Source organism: Bacillus sp. 166amftsu, assembly GCF_900107445.1.
GTDB lineage: Bacteria > Bacillota > Bacilli > Bacillales > Bacillaceae_G > Bacillus_A > Bacillus_A arachidis.
The window spans coordinates 79,117-99,802 of record NZ_FNQA01000006.1 but is presented as its reverse complement, the minus strand read 5'-3'; the positions used below and the strand labels follow the sequence as shown (position 1 = coordinate 99,802).

The following is a 20,686-nucleotide window of genomic DNA, read 5'->3' as shown; positions in this document are numbered from 1 at the left end:
ACGAACAAGGAGATATAAGATGTTGAAAAAGCGGATCTGCGGATTATTCGGACAAAGAAATTTATATATGATGCTTTTATCAAAAAGAAAAAAGTAATCCAGTTTGTTTAGATTACTTTTTTCAGAATTATAATAAAGGAGAAATTAGACGCATTAGGGATTCCATTATTCGTTTTTGAATACTACGTTTCTGAAACGATTCCCATCGAATTTCAGTTGAATAATTAAAGTCCTTTTCAAAATCATGCTTAATATCAAGAACTGTCTTAGATTCATAAAGTACGCTAATGATTTCATAATTTAGTTCAAAGCTACGGACATCCATATTTGCTGTGCCAATTGTTGCAATTTCATTATCTACAAGTACAATTTTAGCGTGCATAAACCCATCTTTATAGCTGTAAATTGAAGCACCGGCTTTTAGAATAGGTGTGAAGTATGATTGAGATGCTTGATCACTAATGATTCTATCTCTCTTACCTGGATATAGAATACGGACATCTATTCCAGCCATTGCACTTAAACGTAGTAATGTTAATATTTCTTTATCCGGGATGAAGTAGGGTGTTGCAATCCAAATTGATTTCTTAGCAGAACCTATAACAGCAAGTAAAGTATTACGAATGTTTGTATCATCTGAACTCGGCCCACCTGCTACAATTTGAACAGCACCTTCTGCATGAGACTTTTCTTTACCTGGAAAGTATTTTGTATTCATAAATTGATTCCAAGAATAAGTATTTAAATCACTAGAGGCATAGAGCCAATCCTCAAGGAATATTGCTTGTAATTTGTACAATGCTTTTCCTTCTATTCGTAAGTGGCTGTCACGCCAAATTGGGAATTTTTTAGAACGACCAAGATACTCATCGCCAACGTTGAGCCCACCTGTAAAACCAATCTCTCCGTCTACAATGACAATTTTACGATGGTTACGATAATTTACTGTTTCAAGTGGACGCCATGCCGAAAGAACAGGATCAAATGCCATAACCTCAATTCCTGCATCTTTCATGGGTTGTAAGAAGCGCTTTCGTAATGAATTGCTTCCAATCCCATCATAAAGAAAGCGTACAATTACACCAGATTTTGCTTTCTTTATTAATGCATCGCGAATTTTTGTACCAATTTCATCTGCTCGATAAATATAGTATTGAATATGTATATGATGTGTAGCATTTTCAATAGCTTGTATAATGTTTGTAAATGTTTGATCCCCATTTGTTAAGAGTTTTGTTGTGGTATTATTGGCAACAGGACCGCCACCGAATTTTTGTACAACCTGTGTTAAACGAGCAGAGCGCTCACTTAATGAGGAAGTGAATGATAGATCTAGGCGTTTTTCTTCTAAAATCTCACGGAATAATTTTCTTTTCTCCTCTGAACGACGTAGATGTTTTTTTCTTCTCCAGCGGCTCCGGCCAAAAAGACAGTACAAAAGTACTCCACCAATCGGAAAAAGTGCTAATACCAAAAACCATGCTAAAGTACTTTGTGGGGAACGGTTTTCGATAAAAATAATGAAGGAAATTCCTACTATTGCGATATACCATAGTACGCGGACAAAGTTGTATAGTGAGATAATGGATGTATCTAACAGAAAGAGCACGATAGAGACAAGTGTAAACACAAATAATAATTGAACGATAGGATTTTTCATCTTGATAAAATTCACCCATTCTGTCTTAAATATAGGATTCGTATATGGAAGCTGTAATCTAACATTTCTATTAGTGTTAAATCACAGGGGTGCTGCTCTAGTCCGTCATATCATTCACATAAAATGTAATGACTTAATAAATTCGAGCTCATGAAAGCCAAAGAGATACAAGGAATTTCCCTTGTATCTTTTTGACTATGGATTTACTTCCTCTATACTGACACAGTAGATATAGAACCTTTTTGTTTATCTTTTTTGAATACAGACAGTACCATAATTATAAGAGATACAAGTCCAAGAAGCCCCATCACTTGAACATATGAGCCTATCCTGTACCCGCCAAAGAAGAAGCTGCTACGAAATGCTTCTACACTGTACTTAAAAGGAGTCCAAGAATACAACCAGTGTTTTGTCACATCCGGAAGAAATTCGTGTGCCAGTGATAAGATTGGCATAGAAAAGAAGAAGAATACCATTAATATTGGTACCCCGACACGCCCAATCCAGTTGAGTACTGCACTTTGCAAAAGGAAGAACATGAAGCCAAAGAAAAGGAACAATAAGAAAATTTCTCCTTGGTTCGGTATGTTTACCTCGAGTATGGTATGAGCAATGAAAAGGATTAAACTTGCAATTACTGTCACGAAAACAGAACCTGCAAGGATCTGTGATAAGACTGATTTTCCTGTAACACGTCCGTTTGTAAACTTTTGGACAGCTATAAATAAGACTAAGGAACTGATAAGAGTAGTAATCCATAAGATTTGTGTCAGCATTATAGGAATATTTCCATTACCTGTATGTGCTTGAACTGGATGAATCAACTCCGTTTTAACAATAAATGGGCTTGCCAATAACTTTGCCTGTTCAGTTGTTAGTGTCATATTTTTTTGTGAAAGCTGATCAAGCAAGGTATTACGGATATTTTCGTTGATCCCTCCAATGAACTTATCAATCATTTGGCTCGAAACCATTGCGGCATTATAGTTCATTCCTTGATTCACCAAGACTTGTACCTCAGTTTGTTTTCCCTTAGGTGTGGTCAGCGATACAAGTTGCTGGGATATTTCTGGTGGAAACACAATGGCAGCGTAATACTTCTTATCCTTCATCCCTTGCAATACATCTTTTTTCGTTTGTAAGAACGTCCATTTAACTGTGCTTTGCTTATTTTGCAGAATTTGCTCTTTTATTTTATCTCCTATATTTACACTTCCTTGTCCTTGTAAGTTCACACCTGTATCCTGTATTACTAAGGCAACCGGCAAGTCTTTTGGAACAGGATTAACAGTTGATCCCATAAAAGCAAAACTAGCGATGATAACAGCAGCCATAATACCTAACAAGCCACCTAGAACCATCTTTTGTTTGAAAAATTGCTTTACTGTAAGCATTTTAAATTATTCCTCCTAGCATTCGTCTAACAAAAAGATAGATAACGAACAATATGTAGTTTATAATGAATTCATGTTGTTTATAATGAAATTATATCGTTTTTGCTACACAATGCAATTTACATTTAGGACATAAATGTAAGATAAGAAACAACAGGGTAGAATCTGTTGTTTATAACAGCAATAACGAACAAGGAGGTATAAGATGTTGAAAAAAGCGGATCTTCGGATTATTCGGACAAAGAAATTTATATATGATGCTTTTATCAAACTGATAGCAGAAAAGGGATACGATGCTATTACCATTCAAGACATCACAAATGAGGCACTCATCAATCGGGCAACATTTTACTCGCATTACAAGGATAAACAAGATTTGTTAACAAAGCTTAGTGAGGGGGTACTAGGAGAGTTGACAAGTAAGATGGTCCTATATGCCCATGTACAGGGAGATCAAATAGATCTTTCGAAATTCGAGGAAATTTTACAATCCATATTTGAATGTATGGTAAAACATGCAGACTTTTATAAAACCATGCTTGGTCCTCATGGCATTTATGATTTTAACCTACAAATGCAGCGGACTATTATGGATAACCTTGAACAAAATTTCATTGAGCTTAAAATTGAAGAACATGATTTAGATATTCCAAAGGATATGGTATTGCATTTCATCACTTCCTCTGTTGTTGGGATGGCAATTTGGTGGCTTCAAAATGACATGAAATATTCACCAAAATATACTGCACAACAATTAGTGAAGCTTTTGACTAAAGGACCCTTGTGTGCAATTGGTTTTACTTTATTTAATGAGGGCTAGAGTTTCGTTTCATCATTTTTCTCCTTATTTTATTTGTCTGTTTATATTAAATAAAATAAGAAATTATAAGACTGCAAAGCGCTTTTTTAAGAAAGCTTTGTAGTCTTTTCATGTTTCAAATCCTTGTGTTCTCACAGTAGACAAGCCACCCTATCACCATAATTTAAAAGAGTTTAGAGTTTCTTGTCTCACGATCAAAAAGTTTATTCATAAATTTTCAGTTTAGGAATTCATGTCTTTCTACAACATTATGAACATGGTGAAATATTACAGATAAATTTTGCATATACGAATTATCGATTTTGCAAACCTCCATGTACATGTTCATTGAAACAATGAATACCCTTTGAACATTTCAATCTATCACCTCTTATTCAGAAACATCAATATCTGCAAGTACTTTATTTCTCTATCATCCAAATTATGTTAAGATTATTTTAATATTTCAAAAAATACATAAAAGGAGTCTAATAATAATGGATGTCTACTTAGTACAACCCACAATTGACTTACAAAAAGAATACTTAGAATTTTATCAAGAATGGAAAAATAGTGGTGAAACAATGATTCCTTGGGTTATTGCAAAAGATCCTTCTAACTTACCTGCCATGGTTCAAGAGTTACTCGATGCAGCGGAAGGAAAAAACCTCCGTAAAGGCTGGGTACCTGACTCTACTTATTGGCTTGTTACACAAGATAAAGAAATTGTTGGTGTTGTTAATATTCGTCACCGTTTAACAGAGCATTTATTCAATGCTGGTGGACATATTGGTTATGGCATCCGCCCTTCAGCAAGACAAAAAGGATACGCTACAAAATTGTTAGCTTTATCGTTAGAAAAAATAAAAGAATTAGGTGTTACAAAAGTGCTTGTTGTTTGCGATGAAAATAATACCGCTTCAGAAAAAACAATTTTGCATAACAGAGGATTTCGTGATAGTGACTTTATGGAAGAAGACGGTAATGTTGTAAGAAGGTATTGGATTGAGCTGTAAACATCCAGTTATTAAGGACAAAGGAGGAGTTCACATGTCTACATTGGCAACCCAATTAGAAAATATAATTCATACTGCTTCGCAAAAAATGATACTTCTTTCTGATATGGACATAAAATTTAATCTAACAAAATGGTCTAAAAAAGAAATATTAGGTCATCTTTGCGATTCCGGTACGGTAAATCATAAACGCTTTGTTGATATTCTTACTTCAAAGGAAGCTATTACACTCACTGGCTATAACCAAGATTTATGGGTGCATACACATAATTATCAACAGTCTTTTTCATCAAATGAAATTCTAAAATTATGGGAAGCTAATAACATACAAATTATAAGATTACTAAACAATGTAAAGAATGAACAATGGCAACTAACATGTAAGTTAGAAGACCAACAGGAAGTAACTTTAGAATGGCTTGTTACAGATTATATTGATCATATGAACCATCATCTTAATCAGATATTTAAAAAACATAAAAAATAAATCTCATTTCACCCTTATCCTACTCAATTGCTTTCTAATTGTATACAAAAAGCCACTCTTTCTAGAAAAATACTAGAAAGAATGGCTTAGCTCGCTCTTCTATTAATGAAAATGTTTTCATCCCTTACGAATAGGCAACCTTTATCAATCAAGCACGAAACAAGAATACACTTCTTATCTTGCTGCACGTACCTCAGCAATAAGCTTTCCACCTTCTATACTCATATAAAGCTTCACAGGTACATCATTTGTATTTTCAAATACTAAATCTAAATATGGATAGGCAATTGTAGCATCTCGGCCTTTTGGAACATATCCTACTTCTTTGGAATGCGTTGTTCTCTCCACCATCTTTAATCCAGCTTGATCTGCTGCATTAAATAAAGTAGAAGACGTTTGGCATACACCACCGCCATAACCATCTACTAATTTTCCATCAACAATTTCTTTTCCTAACTGATACCCTTTGTCTGGTGTTGTATCGCCAATCAGGGCATTAAAAGAGAAGCGATCTCCTTTTCCTAATACAACTCCACTAATGCTATTTGCAGACAAACGAATATTTTCAATTCTACCACCAGTAGAACCACCTAAATTTGTTTCATATCTCCCTAAAACTGCACCATTACCACTTGCATCGGCCGGTGTCGCTACTGGTTTTTTCTCAACAATCGGCAATTGATATGAGGCATCCCACATACCTACATTCATTAATTTGTCTACTAGTTCTTTTTCCATTAATTCATAAGAAGGCTTACCTTCCTGCCATGTTCCATTGCTTGCCATACGTGAAGGAACCATCTTTTGATCAATGCTTTTTCCAACTTCCTTAGCAACCTTCGTTACTTCTTTTTTAAATTTATTTTCATCTTCAAAATAACCTAAGTTTGCTAGATTCACATTTTTTATTTCTTTCCCACTTCTAGGATCAACTAAACTCACACTGTCACTGACTCCAGTCTTAGCTTCTACAGTATGCTCTCCTATACCACTCACTAATGAAACTTCACTTACTTTTGTACCACATCCACTCACTATACTTACACATAGTGCCCCTATTACTATACTTTGTACCTTACGTAACAATACACTCTCTCCTTTTTTTGCTATTACTCTTTGTTTTCAAATTTATGTATGTATGATTACATGTTTTTTGCAATATGACTCTAAAATATTACAATTTGATTTCCACTATATTAAAATTACTCTTTTCTTTAAGAAATGTCTACAAATATTTACTTGAAAAACTTAAGTTTGTAAGATTGTAACCCTCTCTTATTTAACCAGTATATACCAAATGACAATTCAAAAACAATTTTAACAAATTAATATGTAAGAATTTTTTCATAATCAATAATAATTCATAAAAATCCTTTTCAATATGTCTTATGAAGGATCTCATTCAAAATAGGTATTTGCCGTGCCACCCATCCGCTCTTACACATACATTATGATGAATTCAACCAAATTTAGAGAACGGAGGATATTTATGTACCCCTACACTTCATATGTCCCCTACACCCCTTATCATTATCAAGGTCAATATGACGGACAAACGCAATATCAACCATATATAGAACAAACTGAACAAATTGATCCATATGATCCAAACAGACAATTTCAAATTCCAATTTCATTCCCAGGTACTGGTGGCCGTCAGTTAGAAAGACGAGTAAATGAGCTAGAGCAACGCGTAAATCAATTAAATCGTCAAGTAAATCAACTTCAAAACACAGTAGAACGCCATACACGTAGACTTAATCGATTAAATCAACGTTTACGTACTGTAGAGAACCGACTAAATATTCCATTTTCAGCACTTGAAGATGGATTCTAATTAATAAAATAAAGAAAACTATAGGGAAGGAGGCTCCTTCCCTATAGCCCCAATTAATAGGTAGTAGTTCTCCAATATTCGTTTTCTCTTATTAAATTGACGAAAGTTTTCTCCATCTCTATACTGATAAGAGTCAATGAAATGAAACAAGGTGATAAATATGGATTTTGAAATAAATTTCCTTTCTTTCTATGTCGTACAAGTAGAAGGAAAAGGTGAACAAGCGGATAAGCGATATAAGCATTTCCAAACGTTAGATGCTGAAGAATATGAAGATAGCCCTTTAAAAGAATTCTTAGATGGTGAATTATTAAAAATATCTAAACGAAAAGTAGAACGCCATGCAAAAACCGAACAAGCCCCAACAAAGATCGGTCGATTTATTGTAGAAGCTGGGCACGAATTCGATTCCAATCCTCATTATAATTTATTTAATCGTATCCGATTTGCAGAAACGAAAGAGAATTTCAAAGATATGAGCGAACCTCTCGTTTATACATATATCGATACAAGCGCAGTACGTGGTGGTGTATTTTTAGTTGCTCAGGCAAAATTACGTAAATACTTTGACGACCCGTTCGTATTCGTTATGAAGTGTGACTTCGAGCCAAAAGTTGCTTCCATTTCTGATGAAGCAACACTTATTCATAACGTGGAAATGGCAATTACAACAAAAAATATGAAATCCATTCAATACCCATATATGCCGGAAGAAGGCATGGTAGAAGTAGGCGAACTAAAAATACACCAAGCATCACACGCCCGCTACTTTGAGGATTTCTTAAAATTCGTAGAATACGAACGTTCCATGCCTGAAATTATGAAAACACAAGTTATGGATATGGTATATGACCAAATCGAAGATGTATTTGAAGAAGGCACAGAAGAACGCGAGCAATTTGACCAAGCAATGGAAGTATGGGCTGCAAGTCCGAAGCGTGAAATTATGGAACAGTTTTCAACGGAAGAAGTACTGGAAGCCACAGCGCAAATCGTCGAGCATGCCCCTGAGGTTGAACTGAAAGTAAAAGCAGATCATATTTCTGTGAAGGCCTTACTTGCAGATTTCGGGGATCAGATCCATATTGCGAAGGTAAACGATAGGTATGTACTCATGATTGAAGCGGATACACTTACATTTGAGAAGGGATTCTCTCCTATTGAATTTTTGAAGCCAGATGAGTTGCAGGATGTGATTGAAAGGATTGAGAAAAAAGCTTCCAACCCCAATCAATATTAAAAGTTACATTTTGATCGAGCGCTAATTTATAGTGCTCGATTATTTCCACTCACATTTCTATCACCGCGTTACTACAGTATTAAAACCTCCGATTAGAAAAATCACCAACTTAGAAAGATGATGTATGAAGACGAGCTCAAAGTGAGATAACCAAAAATAAAATTTAAAAGCCCACTTATTAATAAGAATAATTATTTCATTCACCTCAAAAAATACTACAATTTCACAAATTAGATTTTGGAAAACTTGTATACATATACTCCTTTTTCTACTAATTAAAGAAATCTAGGTAAAAGGATACGCCTTATAAAAATTATTTCCAACAGCCGCCCTAACTTTTGACTATACATCATTCATTTCTTCTAATACGCGTAATTGCTGGTTTCCTTTCTGTACAGCAACAGTAAAATATTCCTGTAAAAGCAAGATTGTATCATCATGAATATAATACCGTTCCATTATATGTTCCCATGTCTTGCTATTATAAAAATCCTCCCAATTAAATTGAACATGCTCTTTTTTCTTTAATTCTTTAAATACCCATCTTTTCATTTTCTTTTTTGCTTTTTCGGTCAATACACCGTTCTTAGCAAGTACGAGCTCCTCATTTCTTTTATATCGCTTATAAATATCCTTTTCCTTTGATACTTTAAGAAAGATATTTACGGTGTTCTTAGCGTCTGCAAAGGCACGGTGCTGTTTGCCTTCCCATTCTAATGCGAATTGCTCCACCGCAAATTTCAAACTTGGTATATGTATAAATAATTGCTCATATGCTTGAAATACAAATTTTTGCAAATCAAATTTCCTTTCATTCTCTATATTAGGGCATTCTATATTATGTAGTTTACAATCTTGCGCAAGAAATCTATAGTCCTCCTTCCCCCATGTTATAAACATATAGTCACCTCCAGCAAATTGAAGAAACCGCTCCATTACCTTTGGAAACTTTTCTACCCCTTTTAAATCTTTCTTTGTAATTCCCGTTAATTTTGTTGTATGACGAGTCAGAGGTGCTATCGGTTTAACAAGTGAAGAAAATCTCTCAATAATACGCATTGTACTTGCTTCTACCTTAATTGCTCCAATATCAACCACTTCCAATGGATCTTCCGATTTATAAGGCCGAAAATTCCTCTCAACATCAAATACAATATAATATTTAGGTTCATTCAAGTCACATACCTCTTCCTTGTCTAATTATAGTTTTAACTATATAGTCCCCACTGTACCAGTACAAAAAACAAAATTTCTAAAAAAGATTACAGGTTATTTTTTGAATTTTAAGACAAAAACACCCAAAAATTTTTATAAAACTTCAATCCATGTTTTTTCTTTATCTTCGTCAAATTATTTTCAATGATATATACTACAGGATAAAATGGATTAAATCCAACAAAAAAAAGAAGAAGGGAAATCCCTTCTCCTTTTAATTCAATTACTTCTTAACTACGTTAGTAGCTTGTGGTCCACGGTTACCTTGTTCTACTTCGAAAGTAACTTCTTGACCTTCTTCTAAAGTTTTGAATCCTTCGCCTTGGATAGCTGAGAAATGAACGAATACGTCTTCTCCGCCTTCAACTTCGATGAATCCGAAACCTTTTTCTGAGTTAAACCATTTTACTTTACCGTTTTGCATGAAAAAATCCTCCTACAATGTACCTATATGTACATATTCATTTTCGACCACTTTACAAAATAATAAGGACATTAAAAAACTGCAACCTCAGAGGAGATTTAACATTGCTATCCTCCTCTGAAGTTACAGCTCATTTAAATCTCTATATTATTAAAAGTAAAATGGTTTATAATTACTATATCATATCAATATAATAAAAGTAAAGCTGAATTCCCTATTTTTTTTGTAGATCTTACACAATGCTTTTCTCCCAGTGCATCACTTTCGATTTTCCAGCCCCTGCTACAACATAATTTTCCCTTTCATTAACAATTCGCTGGCCATGTCCTTTGATTGATCCACACACCATAATTAACCCTTCTCTCTATTTGTATAAAAAAAGCACGACTGACTATTCTTGTCATTCGTGCTTTTTTCTTATTTTTTAAAAATGCCAAATGGCTTTCCTACTGGTAATACAACTTTTCCGAAATGTGTATTTAATACAGCAGCTGCTGAACCATAGAAAGATAGTAATGAAATACATAGTTCAGAATACGCTGCTAAGCTATGCATAGCATGTGGCATAACACCTAAAGTACTAAATGAAAGACCAATAAATAAGAAATCAATAAGTACAAAAATCATAAATAATACTTTATGTGTTTCCATTGCTCCAATTGTCATAAAAATCGTAAAGATTAAATATCCAATGAAGGCTACTCCAAGTTGTTTTGGATCTACAGCTTGTGCTAATTTTTCACCGAATACACCTAATTGAATTAACCAAGACGTTCCAACGCCTAGCCAAAACAGACCATATGCACCAAATGCAGTTGTACCGAACGTATTATTATGCTTTGCATCGTGAACGCAAGCAAAAAGTTGTGCAAATCCTCCTAAAAAGATTGCCCATGGCAATACAAATGCAACACCATCCGTTAATCCTAATTTTTGTGATGATGCTACAAGTGTTACCATTGCTAATCCAAATAGACCAATTCCAGATGGATCCGCTGTTGTCATTTTTACATGATGTGTAGTTTGATTACTCATAAAAAAACCTCCTGATTTTGAACACATACTTGAATACAATACTGAATTCAGAAGGCCATGTCAATGGTTTTTATTGTATGTCGTCAGACTTCATACTTTTGTAGCGATGCACGATCATTTCCGCTACTTCATACGGCTTGATATTTAGATGTAATAGCTCTTTTATAGGGATCCAAACCGGAATATATTGGCCTCTATCAATCCTTGTAAATTCTTCACCTTTTCCTGAACCAAAAAGACCTCCAATGATACGGGCTTCATAAAAATACTGCGTATCTTTATACTCATACTTCGTAACAAGCTTTTGAATTTCAACGTGCACGCCCAGCTCTTCATAAACCTCACGTATTGTCGCTTCTTTAGGTGTTTCATTTTCTTCAATTCCCCCACCTGGAAATACAAAATACACTTCATTGTTTCGAATACGTTTTATTAAAACGATTTGTTCCTTCTGTATAATGAGAGCTGCACCTCGATTTCGAATCACGCTATGACCTCAACCTCAATCGCAACTGTCCCCCATTTTTGCTCTTGTTCTTTTGTATATAGTTCATATGTACTTGTTAGCATCTCTTCTAAACTCCAATTTGCACAGTCCATCAACTCTTTATTAATATCCTTATACATTTCTTGAAATGTTTTATAACATTTCAATTCCGTTACCTTTACACGAATTGTTTCTTTTGTTGTTAAATTTATAAATTCGATTTCATCATCTTTTGTATATTCTGGCTTTTTTGTCATATAAACGTACTTCAAATACCTTTTTTCCAGATTGAATAGATTGAAACGGCTCATCATATAGCCCCATTTTATGTTGCACTCTTCATCCCCCTGCTTCATTATATCATGTAACCCTTCTTCGTTTTTTGATTTTCCCGTCATTACACTCCTCCCCTTTCTATTGTGGTGAAGGAAATATCACACCATATACAAAACATTCATAAACTCTCCAATATATTTGTGATTCTAATCACTCCGACCTCCTTCCTAAACCATTATGCTAAAAACATCCAAATGAACAGAGGAGTGTTTGATATGACTATACCTTTTACAAAAACATCTATTGTTGGTGAAATAGTTACTACTTTTCCACAAGCAAGTGATTTATTTAAAAAACATCGCATTGATTTTTGTTGTGGCGGGGACAAAACAATCGAAGCAGCGACACAAACAAAAGAAATTTCCCCTGATGAACTTTTAAAAATATTGAATGAACAATACACTTTATATCAGTCAAAAAATAATGAATCTATAAACTGGAGTGAAGTTAATTTTTCAACACTAATTGACCACATTATCCAAAAACATCATCGCTATATTCAAGAAGAATTACCGCAACTAAGTCCATATGTAACAAAAGTATTTCGCGTACATGGTCAAACAGGGTCTCATTTAAGTGCCGTTCACCGACTTTTCCATGAGTTAAAATTAGAACTGGAACAACATATAATCAAAGAAGAAACTCTTGTATTTCCACTTATCAAAAAATACGAACAAAACCCAACTCAAGAAAATTTAGTTTTGGCAATCGAAAAGCTTGAAGAATTAGAACAAGAGCATGATGGAGCTGGCGATCTTATAAAAGAATTACGAATTATTACAAATGACTTTACTCCTCCAGAGCATGCATGTCGCACATATCGCATGGTCTATAATCGTCTAGAGGATTTTGAATCCGATTTATTCCAACACGTACATCTTGAAAACAACATTTTATTCAAGCGATTACTTGCTATCCGCTAAAGCCAATAAGCAGCGAGGATTATTTTCCGCTGCTTATTTTTTTCTTTAACTCCAACTATAATCTGCTACTAATTACTTCATTTATAAAAAAAATCCTCTATACTTTATAAATAGATTATGTACACCACATAATTAAAAAATCCCTATACATATGAGAGGAGTTCAATATACTATGAGATATGTTATTGTAACAGGTACTTCACAAGGATTAGGCGAGGCTATCGCTACACAACTACTAGAGGAAAATACACAACTTATTTGTATTTCTAGAGGACAAAATGAAAAACTTCTTGAAAAAGCAAAACAAAAAGGTATTTCTTTCACATTTCACGCAATCGATCTCCAAGATGTACATCATTTAGAAACTCATTTCGAAACAATCTTTTCATCTATCGAAGAAAAAAGCGTCTCTTCTATCCATTTGATTAATAACGCCGGTACACTTACACCAATAAAGCCGATTGAAAAATCTGAGAGTGAACTTTTGATCACAAATGTACACATTAATTTAATCGCACCGATGATTCTTACTTCATCATTTATGAAACATACGAAAAATTGGAAAGTCGACAAACGTGTTATCAATATCTCCTCAGGTGCTGGACAAAAACCTTACTATGGATGGGGTGCTTATTGTACAACGAAAGCTGGTTTGAACATGTTTACACAATGCATCGCTACAGAGGAAGCTGAAAAAGAATATCCTGTTAAAACCATTGCCTTTGCACCAGGTGTTGTGGATACAAATATGCAACAGCAAATTCGCCAAACAGAAAAAGAAGATTTTACTAACTTAGATCGATTTATCGCTTTAAAAGAAGAAGGAAAATTACTTTCTCCTGAATATGTTGCAAAAGCTGTTGTTCATCTTCTAGAAACTCAAGATTTTAAGCAAGGTGGAATAATTAGGATTGATGAAAATTAGTTTCATAGCAAAAGGCTCGCTTGTATGCGAGCCCTTCATTACATCGGTTCTAAAAATATTAATACAGATTCCATTATCAGTTCATATCCTATCTCTTGATAAATCTTATTTGAAGTCGGATTCGCTAAGTCCGTATATAAAGTAGTTGTTTTATAGCCTCTTTCTAACATATGTTGACTAAGAGCAGCTACACAATTAGAAGCATACCCTTTTTTACGTTCGTCTTTCGGTGTATATACAAAATTTACTGTAATATTACTCTTAGTTGGTCTTGTAATTGCAGCTACCGAAACCAATCTTCCATCCACTTCCCACCCAAACAATCGATTTGTACTTACTAATGTATTTGCAGTTTGTTTGGCTTTTTCTTCCGTAGTAGGTAATTGAACGTCTTCACAAAATTGGTACACCCACTTTTCAATAGATGGTAATTCACTGCTATTTATTTGACAGAAAACACCATGCGCATCCCATTTTTTCTTTACTTTTTTTAATTCATACACACCTTGATTCATACGAATAGAAAGCTTCTTTTGTTCTAGTTGTGCAATCTCTTCCGCTAATTGTTTCACCACTCTTTTTTCACCAATCAATCCAGGTATATCTGGATACACCTTTGTTAATTGTTTCGCTATTTCCTGTATAGTCTCCCCCGAAACTTCGGATTTAGCAACAATCATTTTCTGCTCCTCGGTTTGAAAAAATATGAGAGCAATTTTTTCATTTTGCTTTGCCACTGCCATAAACAACGGATTCTCCGTGAACTGTAACACACCTAATAATAAATTATTCTCTTGTTCATTCCTTTCTAAAATAGGAGTAACTTCCTCCTTAAAACAAGAAACTTCCTTATATACCTGTAATTGAATCATCGACAATCTCTTCCTTCTATTTATATTTAAATAGAATATTAGTGACTAATTCACTAAATCCTGCTTTTATGATTCAATAATATTCAAGACTTTCTCCATCACTTCTTTTTCAGCTTGTAGCATCCGTTGTTTTTCTTTGTCAAATTTAATTTCTTCTTTCTTAAAATCCTCTTTCCTCTTTCGAATCATGCGTATCATTTCCGTTTTACTCGGCCCACCGTATACAGTTCGTTTTTTAACAAATGCTTCAGGTGATATAATGTCATCCCATTCTTTTTCTGAAAGCGTTACATGAAAGTTGTCTTGTAGGTACATATTGATTTCAGAAAAATTTAGTTCATACAACTCTTTTTGTTGCTGTATAGACATTTTGGCAATATAACTTGCAGCATGATGAGCGCGCCGAAAAGGAATCTTATAATTTTTGGTTAATGTTTCTGCCAGATCTGTTATCGTAATCGCATGTTTAAACGATCGATTTCTTAAAACTTCATCTTCCACCTTCATTGTTTGAATCACTGCATTCATTATACAAAATACACGAATTGCTTTTTCAATTCCTTCATATAAATAAGGTTGCAAATCATCCTCTGTATCTACAATGTCTCCAAATGGTGTATTATGAATCATTTGAAATACAGTGAAGGTTTCTCCAAGTACACCGCTAACAAGAGCACGAGCATGTTCAATAGAAACAGGGTTCCGTTTTTGTGGCATTATACTGCTAATTTGTACATACGGACTTGCAACAGTAATCCCATTGTATTCTTTTGTTGCTAGTAGTAAGAAGTCATGGAGCCATCGACTGCTATTTGTCATTGCCACCATAATTGTCGCACTTGTCTCTAATAAATAATCTGCGCTCGCAATAGCGTCATATGAATTTTCAATAACACTTGAAAAACCGAGCAACTTTGCAACTTGCTGTCTATTTATAGGAAAGCTTGTAGTAGATAGAGCAGCTGCTCCTAAAGGAGATTGATTGACAAGATGATATAGGTTCCAAACTCTCTCTAAGTCCCGCTGCATCGTATCATATATCGCTAACATATAGTGACCAAATGTTGTTGGTTGCGCGGGTTGTGTGTGCGTATAAGCCGGCATGATTGTTTCTATATGTTCGTTTGCCACTTCTAACATACTTTCTTGTAAAAGAAGAAAATGCTCTATATACCGTAATAAATAGCGGCGCAAACTCATTCGATACATCGCGACTCCCATATCATTTCGACTCCTGCCGATATGCATATTACTTACAAAATTATGATTCGCTTCTTGCTCAATTAAATGTTCTACTAAAAAAAAGAGATCTTCATGTTCCTGCTCATACAATAATTGACTCTTTGGGATTTGCGCCACTTTCTCTAACGCTGTTAAAATAACTTTTGCATCTTCTTGCCTCATTAATTTTTGTTCCACAAGCATGATAATATGAGCCCGATGAATCATAAACATCTCTTGCAATAAATAATCTCGCTGAAATTGAAACACATGCTGTAACACACAGTTTGCATAGGTTTTTCCAGGGAAATTAGCGCCTTCACTCTTTATAAATTCTTCGTTACCCTGTTTCATCACTTTTTCCCCTTTCGCCCAGTTATTTACTAATCATCATACCCAGAGCTTCTGAAAAGGTGCTTGTATGAAGTGAAACTTTCATTAACTGAACAAAAATAACCCCGGTGCTTCACGCATCGGGGTTATTTAATAACAGTTGCATCATATTTTTCACTTTGTAACACTTGGAAATGTAGATTTCGCAAGTGCTTACGAAGCTCTACACTATCATCTTCATTCAATTGGTTTGCTAAAAACACTATTTCTGTACAATTCCCAAGTTTATCAGTGGCATAAACCGCTTTTGCTAATGTCCACGGCGTATACCCATTTTTTTGCCCAGCATGTCTAAATGACTTACGGTACTTTTTTGCTTTCATGTCCGTTTCAACAAGATTCGCCCACTCTTTTTCTTCAGCATCTGTAAAACCTTTTTTATGATTCGCTTTTTCCAAAAGCACCATATAATCATTTGCGGATGCAGCTGGCAACTTGTCTGACCATATTTTTTCATATTTCTCTTCTAAATATAGCGGAATTTCTTTTTGTAATAACGGCCCTTTCTCTTTTAAGCGTTCATGTATTAACACAGCATAACGACGGTATTCTTCTGGGGGCATTTCTTTTAACTTTTTCTCTAATTTAGATTTTGGAATATGCAATTCCTTATGCAAATATCCTGGAATATATAAAGAAGAAACAATAGGAAATAACGGTTGATGCGAAGGAAGTGATAAGTTTTGTAAATTTTGATTAATATGATCTAATCCAAGTTGATCCATTAAATACTCTGTATTCGCATTAGAACTAAACTTTATCATGCCTTTTGCAACTTCCTCTAAAGAAACTGCATTTCCATCCATTTTACCAGTTCTTATTAAATACTTTTGCCAACGATCCTGTGCACCACCATCTGTATTTGGAATATAGTAACGATTTACATCATCAATCGACACATAACTATTTGGATCAATTCTCCCATCTACAACTTGTTTCGTAAATTCAATTGCGACAATTAGCTTCATCGTGCTCGCAACCGGTAACACAACATTTGGATTAACAGAATAAACAACTTTATCATTTCGTTTTATAAGTAAGGCACTATTTTTTTCATCTTTATGTTCTTCAACAAATGAAGCAATAAATTGAGCATCATCATTATTAGAACTCCAAACTTTTTTCACTAAAAAGTTACCGGATATAAGCACTATGAATACACCAATGATTCCCGCACATATTATAACTTTTCTCAAGTGAATTCCCTCTCCCAATTCATATCTTTTATCTTTTATCTGTTATATATAGTTATACACAAAATAATAGAGACGATTATCTAAATAATCGTCTCTATTATTTTAACTTGTAATCTTATATTATGTCTATGTCATAATTCGAACAAAATTTTCAACAAATTTCTTATAATTTAATTTCCACCCAATTCTTACCCAATTTTTAAGTGCTTTTGCATCAGGTTGTGGCCTGAAGTCAGCAATACTTTCACCTTTTGCACTACCTTCTAAATCAAGTTCTACTTTCCGATATACATATTCAATCATTGAAGGATTTACAACTGCCATCATCGTAAGCACATCATGAATGGGACTTCCTGTAATTTTCGGATTTATTTTCTTATATGCTTTATAATAATATTGAAATATAGGTTCAATTAATTTGTTAAATGCAGTTTGTGAATGTTTTTTTATATATTGCACAGTTTCAGGTGTAACGATTGATTCACTTGTAACATTTAGAGGGATTAATGTTACGTTTTTTGCATACTGCATGACTAAATTTGCAGCAAGTGCATCACCATGAAAATTCGCCTCCGCTACAGGGGTAACATTCCCTGGAATAAGGAAAGCACCGCCCATACAGTAATATTCTTTTACATTTTGCATTATATCTTTCCCTAATATAAACGCCGTTGCTAAACTTGTTGATCTCCCTGTATCCACAATAATAATTTCTTTTTTATAACGCTGAATTATGTCAAAGATCGCACAAAACGATTTGATATTTGGTTGAATCGTTTTCGGAGGGCGAATTGGGCCTAATCCTTCCGCTCCATGAATTTCCGGATAATATGTTGTAAATTCACCCGACAATGGCATTTTTGCTCCATTTATAATAGGTATATCTTCTCTACCTGCTAATTGCATTAAATACGCTGCATTACTCGTTGCTTGTTCTTGTGTTACATTTCCATATCCAGTTACAATCCCAACAATTTCAATCTCAGGATGTAACAGCCCATACATAATGGCTAAAGAATCATCAATCCCAGGATCCCCTAAAAAAAGTACCTTTTTCATAGGCTTCAACTCCATCCCATCAATTGTTACTACTTTATGAATAACCAAAAGGATGCAGAATAAAAAACTTCATTTTCATCATAACGTAAAACTTAAATCATCTCCTACTAATCAGGCTTTTACATGCATTCTGGTCCCTAGCCTAAATTCTTATCTTGTACTGAATTTTGAGGTGAAGTCTTACGGCTCACGAATAGCCGAATAAAAAACCACAGTGCTTTTCACCTTTGAAAGCACTGTGGTTTTGTTTTACTATTTCTATTCTTTTTTCATCGTCAATACACTGCCAATTATATAAGCAATAAAAGCAAAACAAATCGGAAAGACTACTGTATGTATATGGAACGGATTTGGGAACCAAAGATGGATGACTACATAAGATCCTACTCCAACTATTATGGATGCAAGCGCACCACATGCATTCCCTCTTTTCCAATATAATCCTAAAACAATTGGCCAAATAAATGCTGCTTCTAAGCCACCAAAAGAAAATAAATTTAACCAAATTAAGAAATCTGGTGGTTTAATAGCTGCTACGTACACAAGTAAACCAACGATTCCAGTAATCCACAAGCTTCCTTTTTTGATAGCCGTATCAGTAGCCTTTTCATTGATGTAGTTCACATATATATCTTTAATAATTGATGAACTTACAAGTAATAAAAGTGAATTTACAGTTGACATAATGGCAGCCATTGGGGCTGCCAAAAAGACTCCAGCAAGCCAAGGTGGCAATACTTCCATTGCAAGAAGCGGCATCACTTTATCTGGTACCGTTACGCCTGGAAGCACCACGCGTGCAAACACACCCGTTAAATGCATACCAATCATAATTGTACCGACAACAATTGTTCCGATAATTAAAGCTTGATGCATTGCTTTTGAATTTTTATAAGACATCGCGCGCACGCTAATTTGTGGTAATCCAACCACACCAACACCGATTAATATCCAAAATGATGTCACATACGTTTTCGTTAAACTACCATCCGCTCCAAACGGCGTAATTAAATTCGGATTAATTTGAACGAGTTCTTGCATAATCTTTTCAATTCCGCCACCAGCAATCACCGTTGCAATTAAAATAATTGTCGTTCCCGCCAACATAATAATGCCAAGCAATGTGTCAGATAAAGCAACTGCACGGAATCCACCAATTAAAACGTATATAAGTACGGAAAATGTAAAAAGAAATAAAGACGCTGTATACGAAAGACCTGTTAACGATTCAATTAACCTTCCGCCTCCAACCCACTGAGCAACTGTTGCTGAAAATAAAAAGATAATAATACATAGTGCTGAAAGAATGACCACTGCTTTATGATTATATCTTCCTTTTAAGTAGTCAATAAGTGTAATTGCCTCCATCTTTCTTGCAATGATTGCAAATTTTTTACCAATTACCGTCAAGACGATGTAACCCGTTACAACCTGGATTGCCGACAATAATACCCATCCAAGTCCCATATTATATGCAATTCCAGGTCCCCCAATAAAACTACTCGCACTACCGTACGTAGCAATCATTGTCATAGCTAATAATAAGCCGCCTAGCTCACGTCCTCCAAGAAAGTATTCTTGTAAAAATTTATTATGAGCCGTTGCTTGCACACGCCTTGATGCATATACACCAATTAAAAATACAACGATAAAAGAAATTATCATTGGAATTATTACGTACCAATTCATTCATCATTCCTCACTTTTTTCTTCCTCATCGAGCGAAATATCTTGAAATGCAAAACGCACGATTAAAATAAGAAGTATAACTACTACAACAAAACCGACTATACAACTATAAAAAAACCATGCTGGAAAACCTAATACATATGTATATTCACTTGGATCCTTACTACCAAGCCCATAAGCAAACCCATACCATATTATAAAATTAATAAAAGCAAGTCCAAGACCCATTAACGCTTCTTTATGGGCAATTCGAAAGCGTGGATCATCATGATAATCCTTCATTTTCTCCCTCCTCTCACGATGTATTATTGTAACATTGTTCTTCTAGTTTTTCCTAATAGAAAAGAAAAATTAGAGGGATTTTTTTAAGATACAGTAGCAAGTCCGGTATTACATATTTTTTACAATTGTAACAAAAATGAAATTTGAATTTTCGATCTTCTTTATTTATGATTTAAATTAGAGGTCTTTCAACTAG

The 20,686-nt window shown here is 34.4% G+C and carries 20 protein-coding genes and 1 pseudogene; 7 read left to right on the top strand and 14 right to left on the bottom strand.

Annotated features, from left to right (window positions below):
• Positions 1 to 127: 127 nt before the first annotated feature.
• Complete coding sequence (locus BLV40_RS16450) at positions 128 to 1,660, bottom strand: cardiolipin synthase (protein ID WP_090691861.1); 1,533 nt, start codon at positions 1,658 to 1,660, stop codon at positions 128 to 130.
• 212 nt (positions 1,661 to 1,872) lie between these two features.
• A complete protein-coding gene (locus tag BLV40_RS16445) occupies positions 1,873 to 3,054 on the bottom strand; it encodes a YhgE/Pip domain-containing protein (protein ID WP_026591576.1) in 1,182 nt (393 codons plus the stop codon).
• A 205-nt stretch (positions 3,055 to 3,259) separates the two neighbouring features.
• Between BLV40_RS16445 and BLV40_RS16440 the strand changes: the two genes are divergently transcribed.
• The 3 genes from BLV40_RS16440 (at position 3,260) to BLV40_RS16430 (ending at position 5,356) form a co-directional block, all read left to right on the top strand.
• Positions 3,260 to 3,874, top strand: coding sequence for a TetR/AcrR family transcriptional regulator (locus BLV40_RS16440; protein WP_026591577.1), 615 nt, complete (start codon positions 3,260 to 3,262; stop codon positions 3,872 to 3,874).
• Between the two features lie 476 nt (positions 3,875 to 4,350).
• Entirely contained in the window at positions 4,351 to 4,869 is a 519-nt protein-coding gene (locus tag BLV40_RS16435) for a GNAT family N-acetyltransferase (protein ID WP_026591578.1), read from the top strand.
• Positions 4,870 to 4,903: 34 nt separating this feature from the next.
• The gene (locus BLV40_RS16430) at positions 4,904 to 5,356 is read left to right on the top strand and encodes a DinB family protein (RefSeq protein WP_026591579.1); all 453 of its coding nucleotides are present in this window, start codon (positions 4,904 to 4,906) and stop codon (positions 5,354 to 5,356) included.
• A gap of 174 nt (positions 5,357 to 5,530) precedes the next feature.
• Here the strand turns inward: BLV40_RS16430 and BLV40_RS16425 are convergent, their stop codons facing one another.
• Positions 5,531 to 6,442, bottom strand: coding sequence for a VanW family protein (locus BLV40_RS16425; RefSeq protein ID WP_026591580.1), 912 nt, complete (start codon positions 6,440 to 6,442; stop codon positions 5,531 to 5,533).
• A gap of 364 nt (positions 6,443 to 6,806) precedes the next feature.
• Here BLV40_RS16425 and BLV40_RS16420 point away from each other — a divergent pair, with 364 nt between their 5' ends.
• On the top strand, positions 6,807 to 7,193 hold the full coding sequence (locus BLV40_RS16420; RefSeq protein ID WP_170833672.1) for a hypothetical protein: 387 nt from the start codon (positions 6,807 to 6,809) through the stop codon (positions 7,191 to 7,193).
• A gap of 160 nt (positions 7,194 to 7,353) precedes the next feature.
• Positions 7,354 to 8,433 (top strand): DUF3900 domain-containing protein, encoded by a 1,080-nt coding sequence (locus tag BLV40_RS16415; RefSeq protein ID WP_026591582.1) that lies wholly within the window; start codon positions 7,354 to 7,356, stop codon positions 8,431 to 8,433.
• 342 nt (positions 8,434 to 8,775) lie between these two features.
• Here the strand turns inward: BLV40_RS16415 and BLV40_RS16410 are convergent, their stop codons facing one another.
• From BLV40_RS16410 to BLV40_RS16390, 5 genes and pseudogenes are all read right to left on the bottom strand, one after another.
• Complete coding sequence (locus tag BLV40_RS16410; RefSeq protein ID WP_090691855.1) at positions 8,776 to 9,609, bottom strand: exonuclease; 834 nt, start codon at positions 9,607 to 9,609, stop codon at positions 8,776 to 8,778.
• A 262-nt stretch (positions 9,610 to 9,871) separates the two neighbouring features.
• Entirely contained in the window at positions 9,872 to 10,072 is a 201-nt protein-coding gene (gene cspB, locus BLV40_RS16405; RefSeq protein ID WP_003198964.1) for a cold shock-like protein CspB, read from the bottom strand.
• Between the two features lie 417 nt (positions 10,073 to 10,489).
• Positions 10,490 to 11,107: an acetate uptake transporter gene (locus tag BLV40_RS16400; protein WP_026591584.1), complete on the bottom strand. Its 618-nt coding sequence runs from the start codon at positions 11,105 to 11,107 to the stop codon at positions 10,490 to 10,492.
• A gap of 70 nt (positions 11,108 to 11,177) precedes the next feature.
• Entirely contained in the window at positions 11,178 to 11,594 is a 417-nt protein-coding gene (locus BLV40_RS16395) for an NUDIX hydrolase (protein ID WP_090691852.1), read from the bottom strand.
• Positions 11,591 to 11,930, bottom strand: a pseudogene (locus BLV40_RS16390) (ASCH domain-containing protein). Before BLV40_RS16390 ends, BLV40_RS16395 begins: the two are co-directional and overlap by 4 nt.
• A gap of 215 nt (positions 11,931 to 12,145) precedes the next feature.
• Here BLV40_RS16390 and ric point away from each other — a divergent pair.
• The gene (gene ric / locus BLV40_RS16385; RefSeq protein WP_090691848.1) at positions 12,146 to 12,853 is read left to right on the top strand and encodes an iron-sulfur cluster repair di-iron protein; all 708 of its coding nucleotides are present in this window, start codon (positions 12,146 to 12,148) and stop codon (positions 12,851 to 12,853) included.
• Positions 12,854 to 13,025: 172 nt separating this feature from the next.
• Positions 13,026 to 13,778 carry a (S)-benzoin forming benzil reductase gene (locus BLV40_RS16380; RefSeq protein WP_090691845.1) on the top strand — a complete coding sequence of 251 codons (753 nt, stop codon included), beginning with the start codon at positions 13,026 to 13,028 and terminating at the stop codon, positions 13,776 to 13,778.
• Between the two features lie 38 nt (positions 13,779 to 13,816).
• Here BLV40_RS16380 and BLV40_RS16375 read toward each other — a convergent pair whose 3' ends face one another.
• The 6 genes from BLV40_RS16375 to BLV40_RS16350 all read right to left on the bottom strand — a co-directional run bounded on the left by BLV40_RS16375 (position 13,817) and on the right by BLV40_RS16350 (position 20,490).
• A complete protein-coding gene (locus BLV40_RS16375) occupies positions 13,817 to 14,650 on the bottom strand; it encodes a GNAT family N-acetyltransferase (RefSeq protein WP_090691842.1) in 834 nt (277 codons plus the stop codon).
• A gap of 66 nt (positions 14,651 to 14,716) precedes the next feature.
• The gene (gene argH, locus BLV40_RS16370) at positions 14,717 to 16,225 is read right to left on the bottom strand and encodes an argininosuccinate lyase (RefSeq protein WP_090691839.1); all 1,509 of its coding nucleotides are present in this window, start codon (positions 16,223 to 16,225) and stop codon (positions 14,717 to 14,719) included.
• Positions 16,226 to 16,350: 125 nt separating this feature from the next.
• Positions 16,351 to 17,460, bottom strand: coding sequence for a serine hydrolase (locus BLV40_RS16365; RefSeq protein WP_090691835.1), 1,110 nt, complete (start codon positions 17,458 to 17,460; stop codon positions 16,351 to 16,353).
• Between the two features lie 126 nt (positions 17,461 to 17,586).
• Positions 17,587 to 18,519: a nucleoside hydrolase gene (locus BLV40_RS16360; protein ID WP_090691832.1), complete on the bottom strand. Its 933-nt coding sequence runs from the start codon at positions 18,517 to 18,519 to the stop codon at positions 17,587 to 17,589.
• 258 nt (positions 18,520 to 18,777) lie between these two features.
• Positions 18,778 to 20,208 (bottom strand): sodium/pantothenate symporter, encoded by a 1,431-nt coding sequence (gene panF / locus BLV40_RS16355; protein ID WP_090691829.1) that lies wholly within the window; start codon positions 20,206 to 20,208, stop codon positions 18,778 to 18,780.
• Positions 20,209 to 20,211: 3 nt separating this feature from the next.
• The gene (locus BLV40_RS16350; RefSeq protein ID WP_026591594.1) at positions 20,212 to 20,490 is read right to left on the bottom strand and encodes a YhdT family protein; all 279 of its coding nucleotides are present in this window, start codon (positions 20,488 to 20,490) and stop codon (positions 20,212 to 20,214) included.
• Between the last annotated feature and the right edge of the window lie 196 nt (positions 20,491 to 20,686).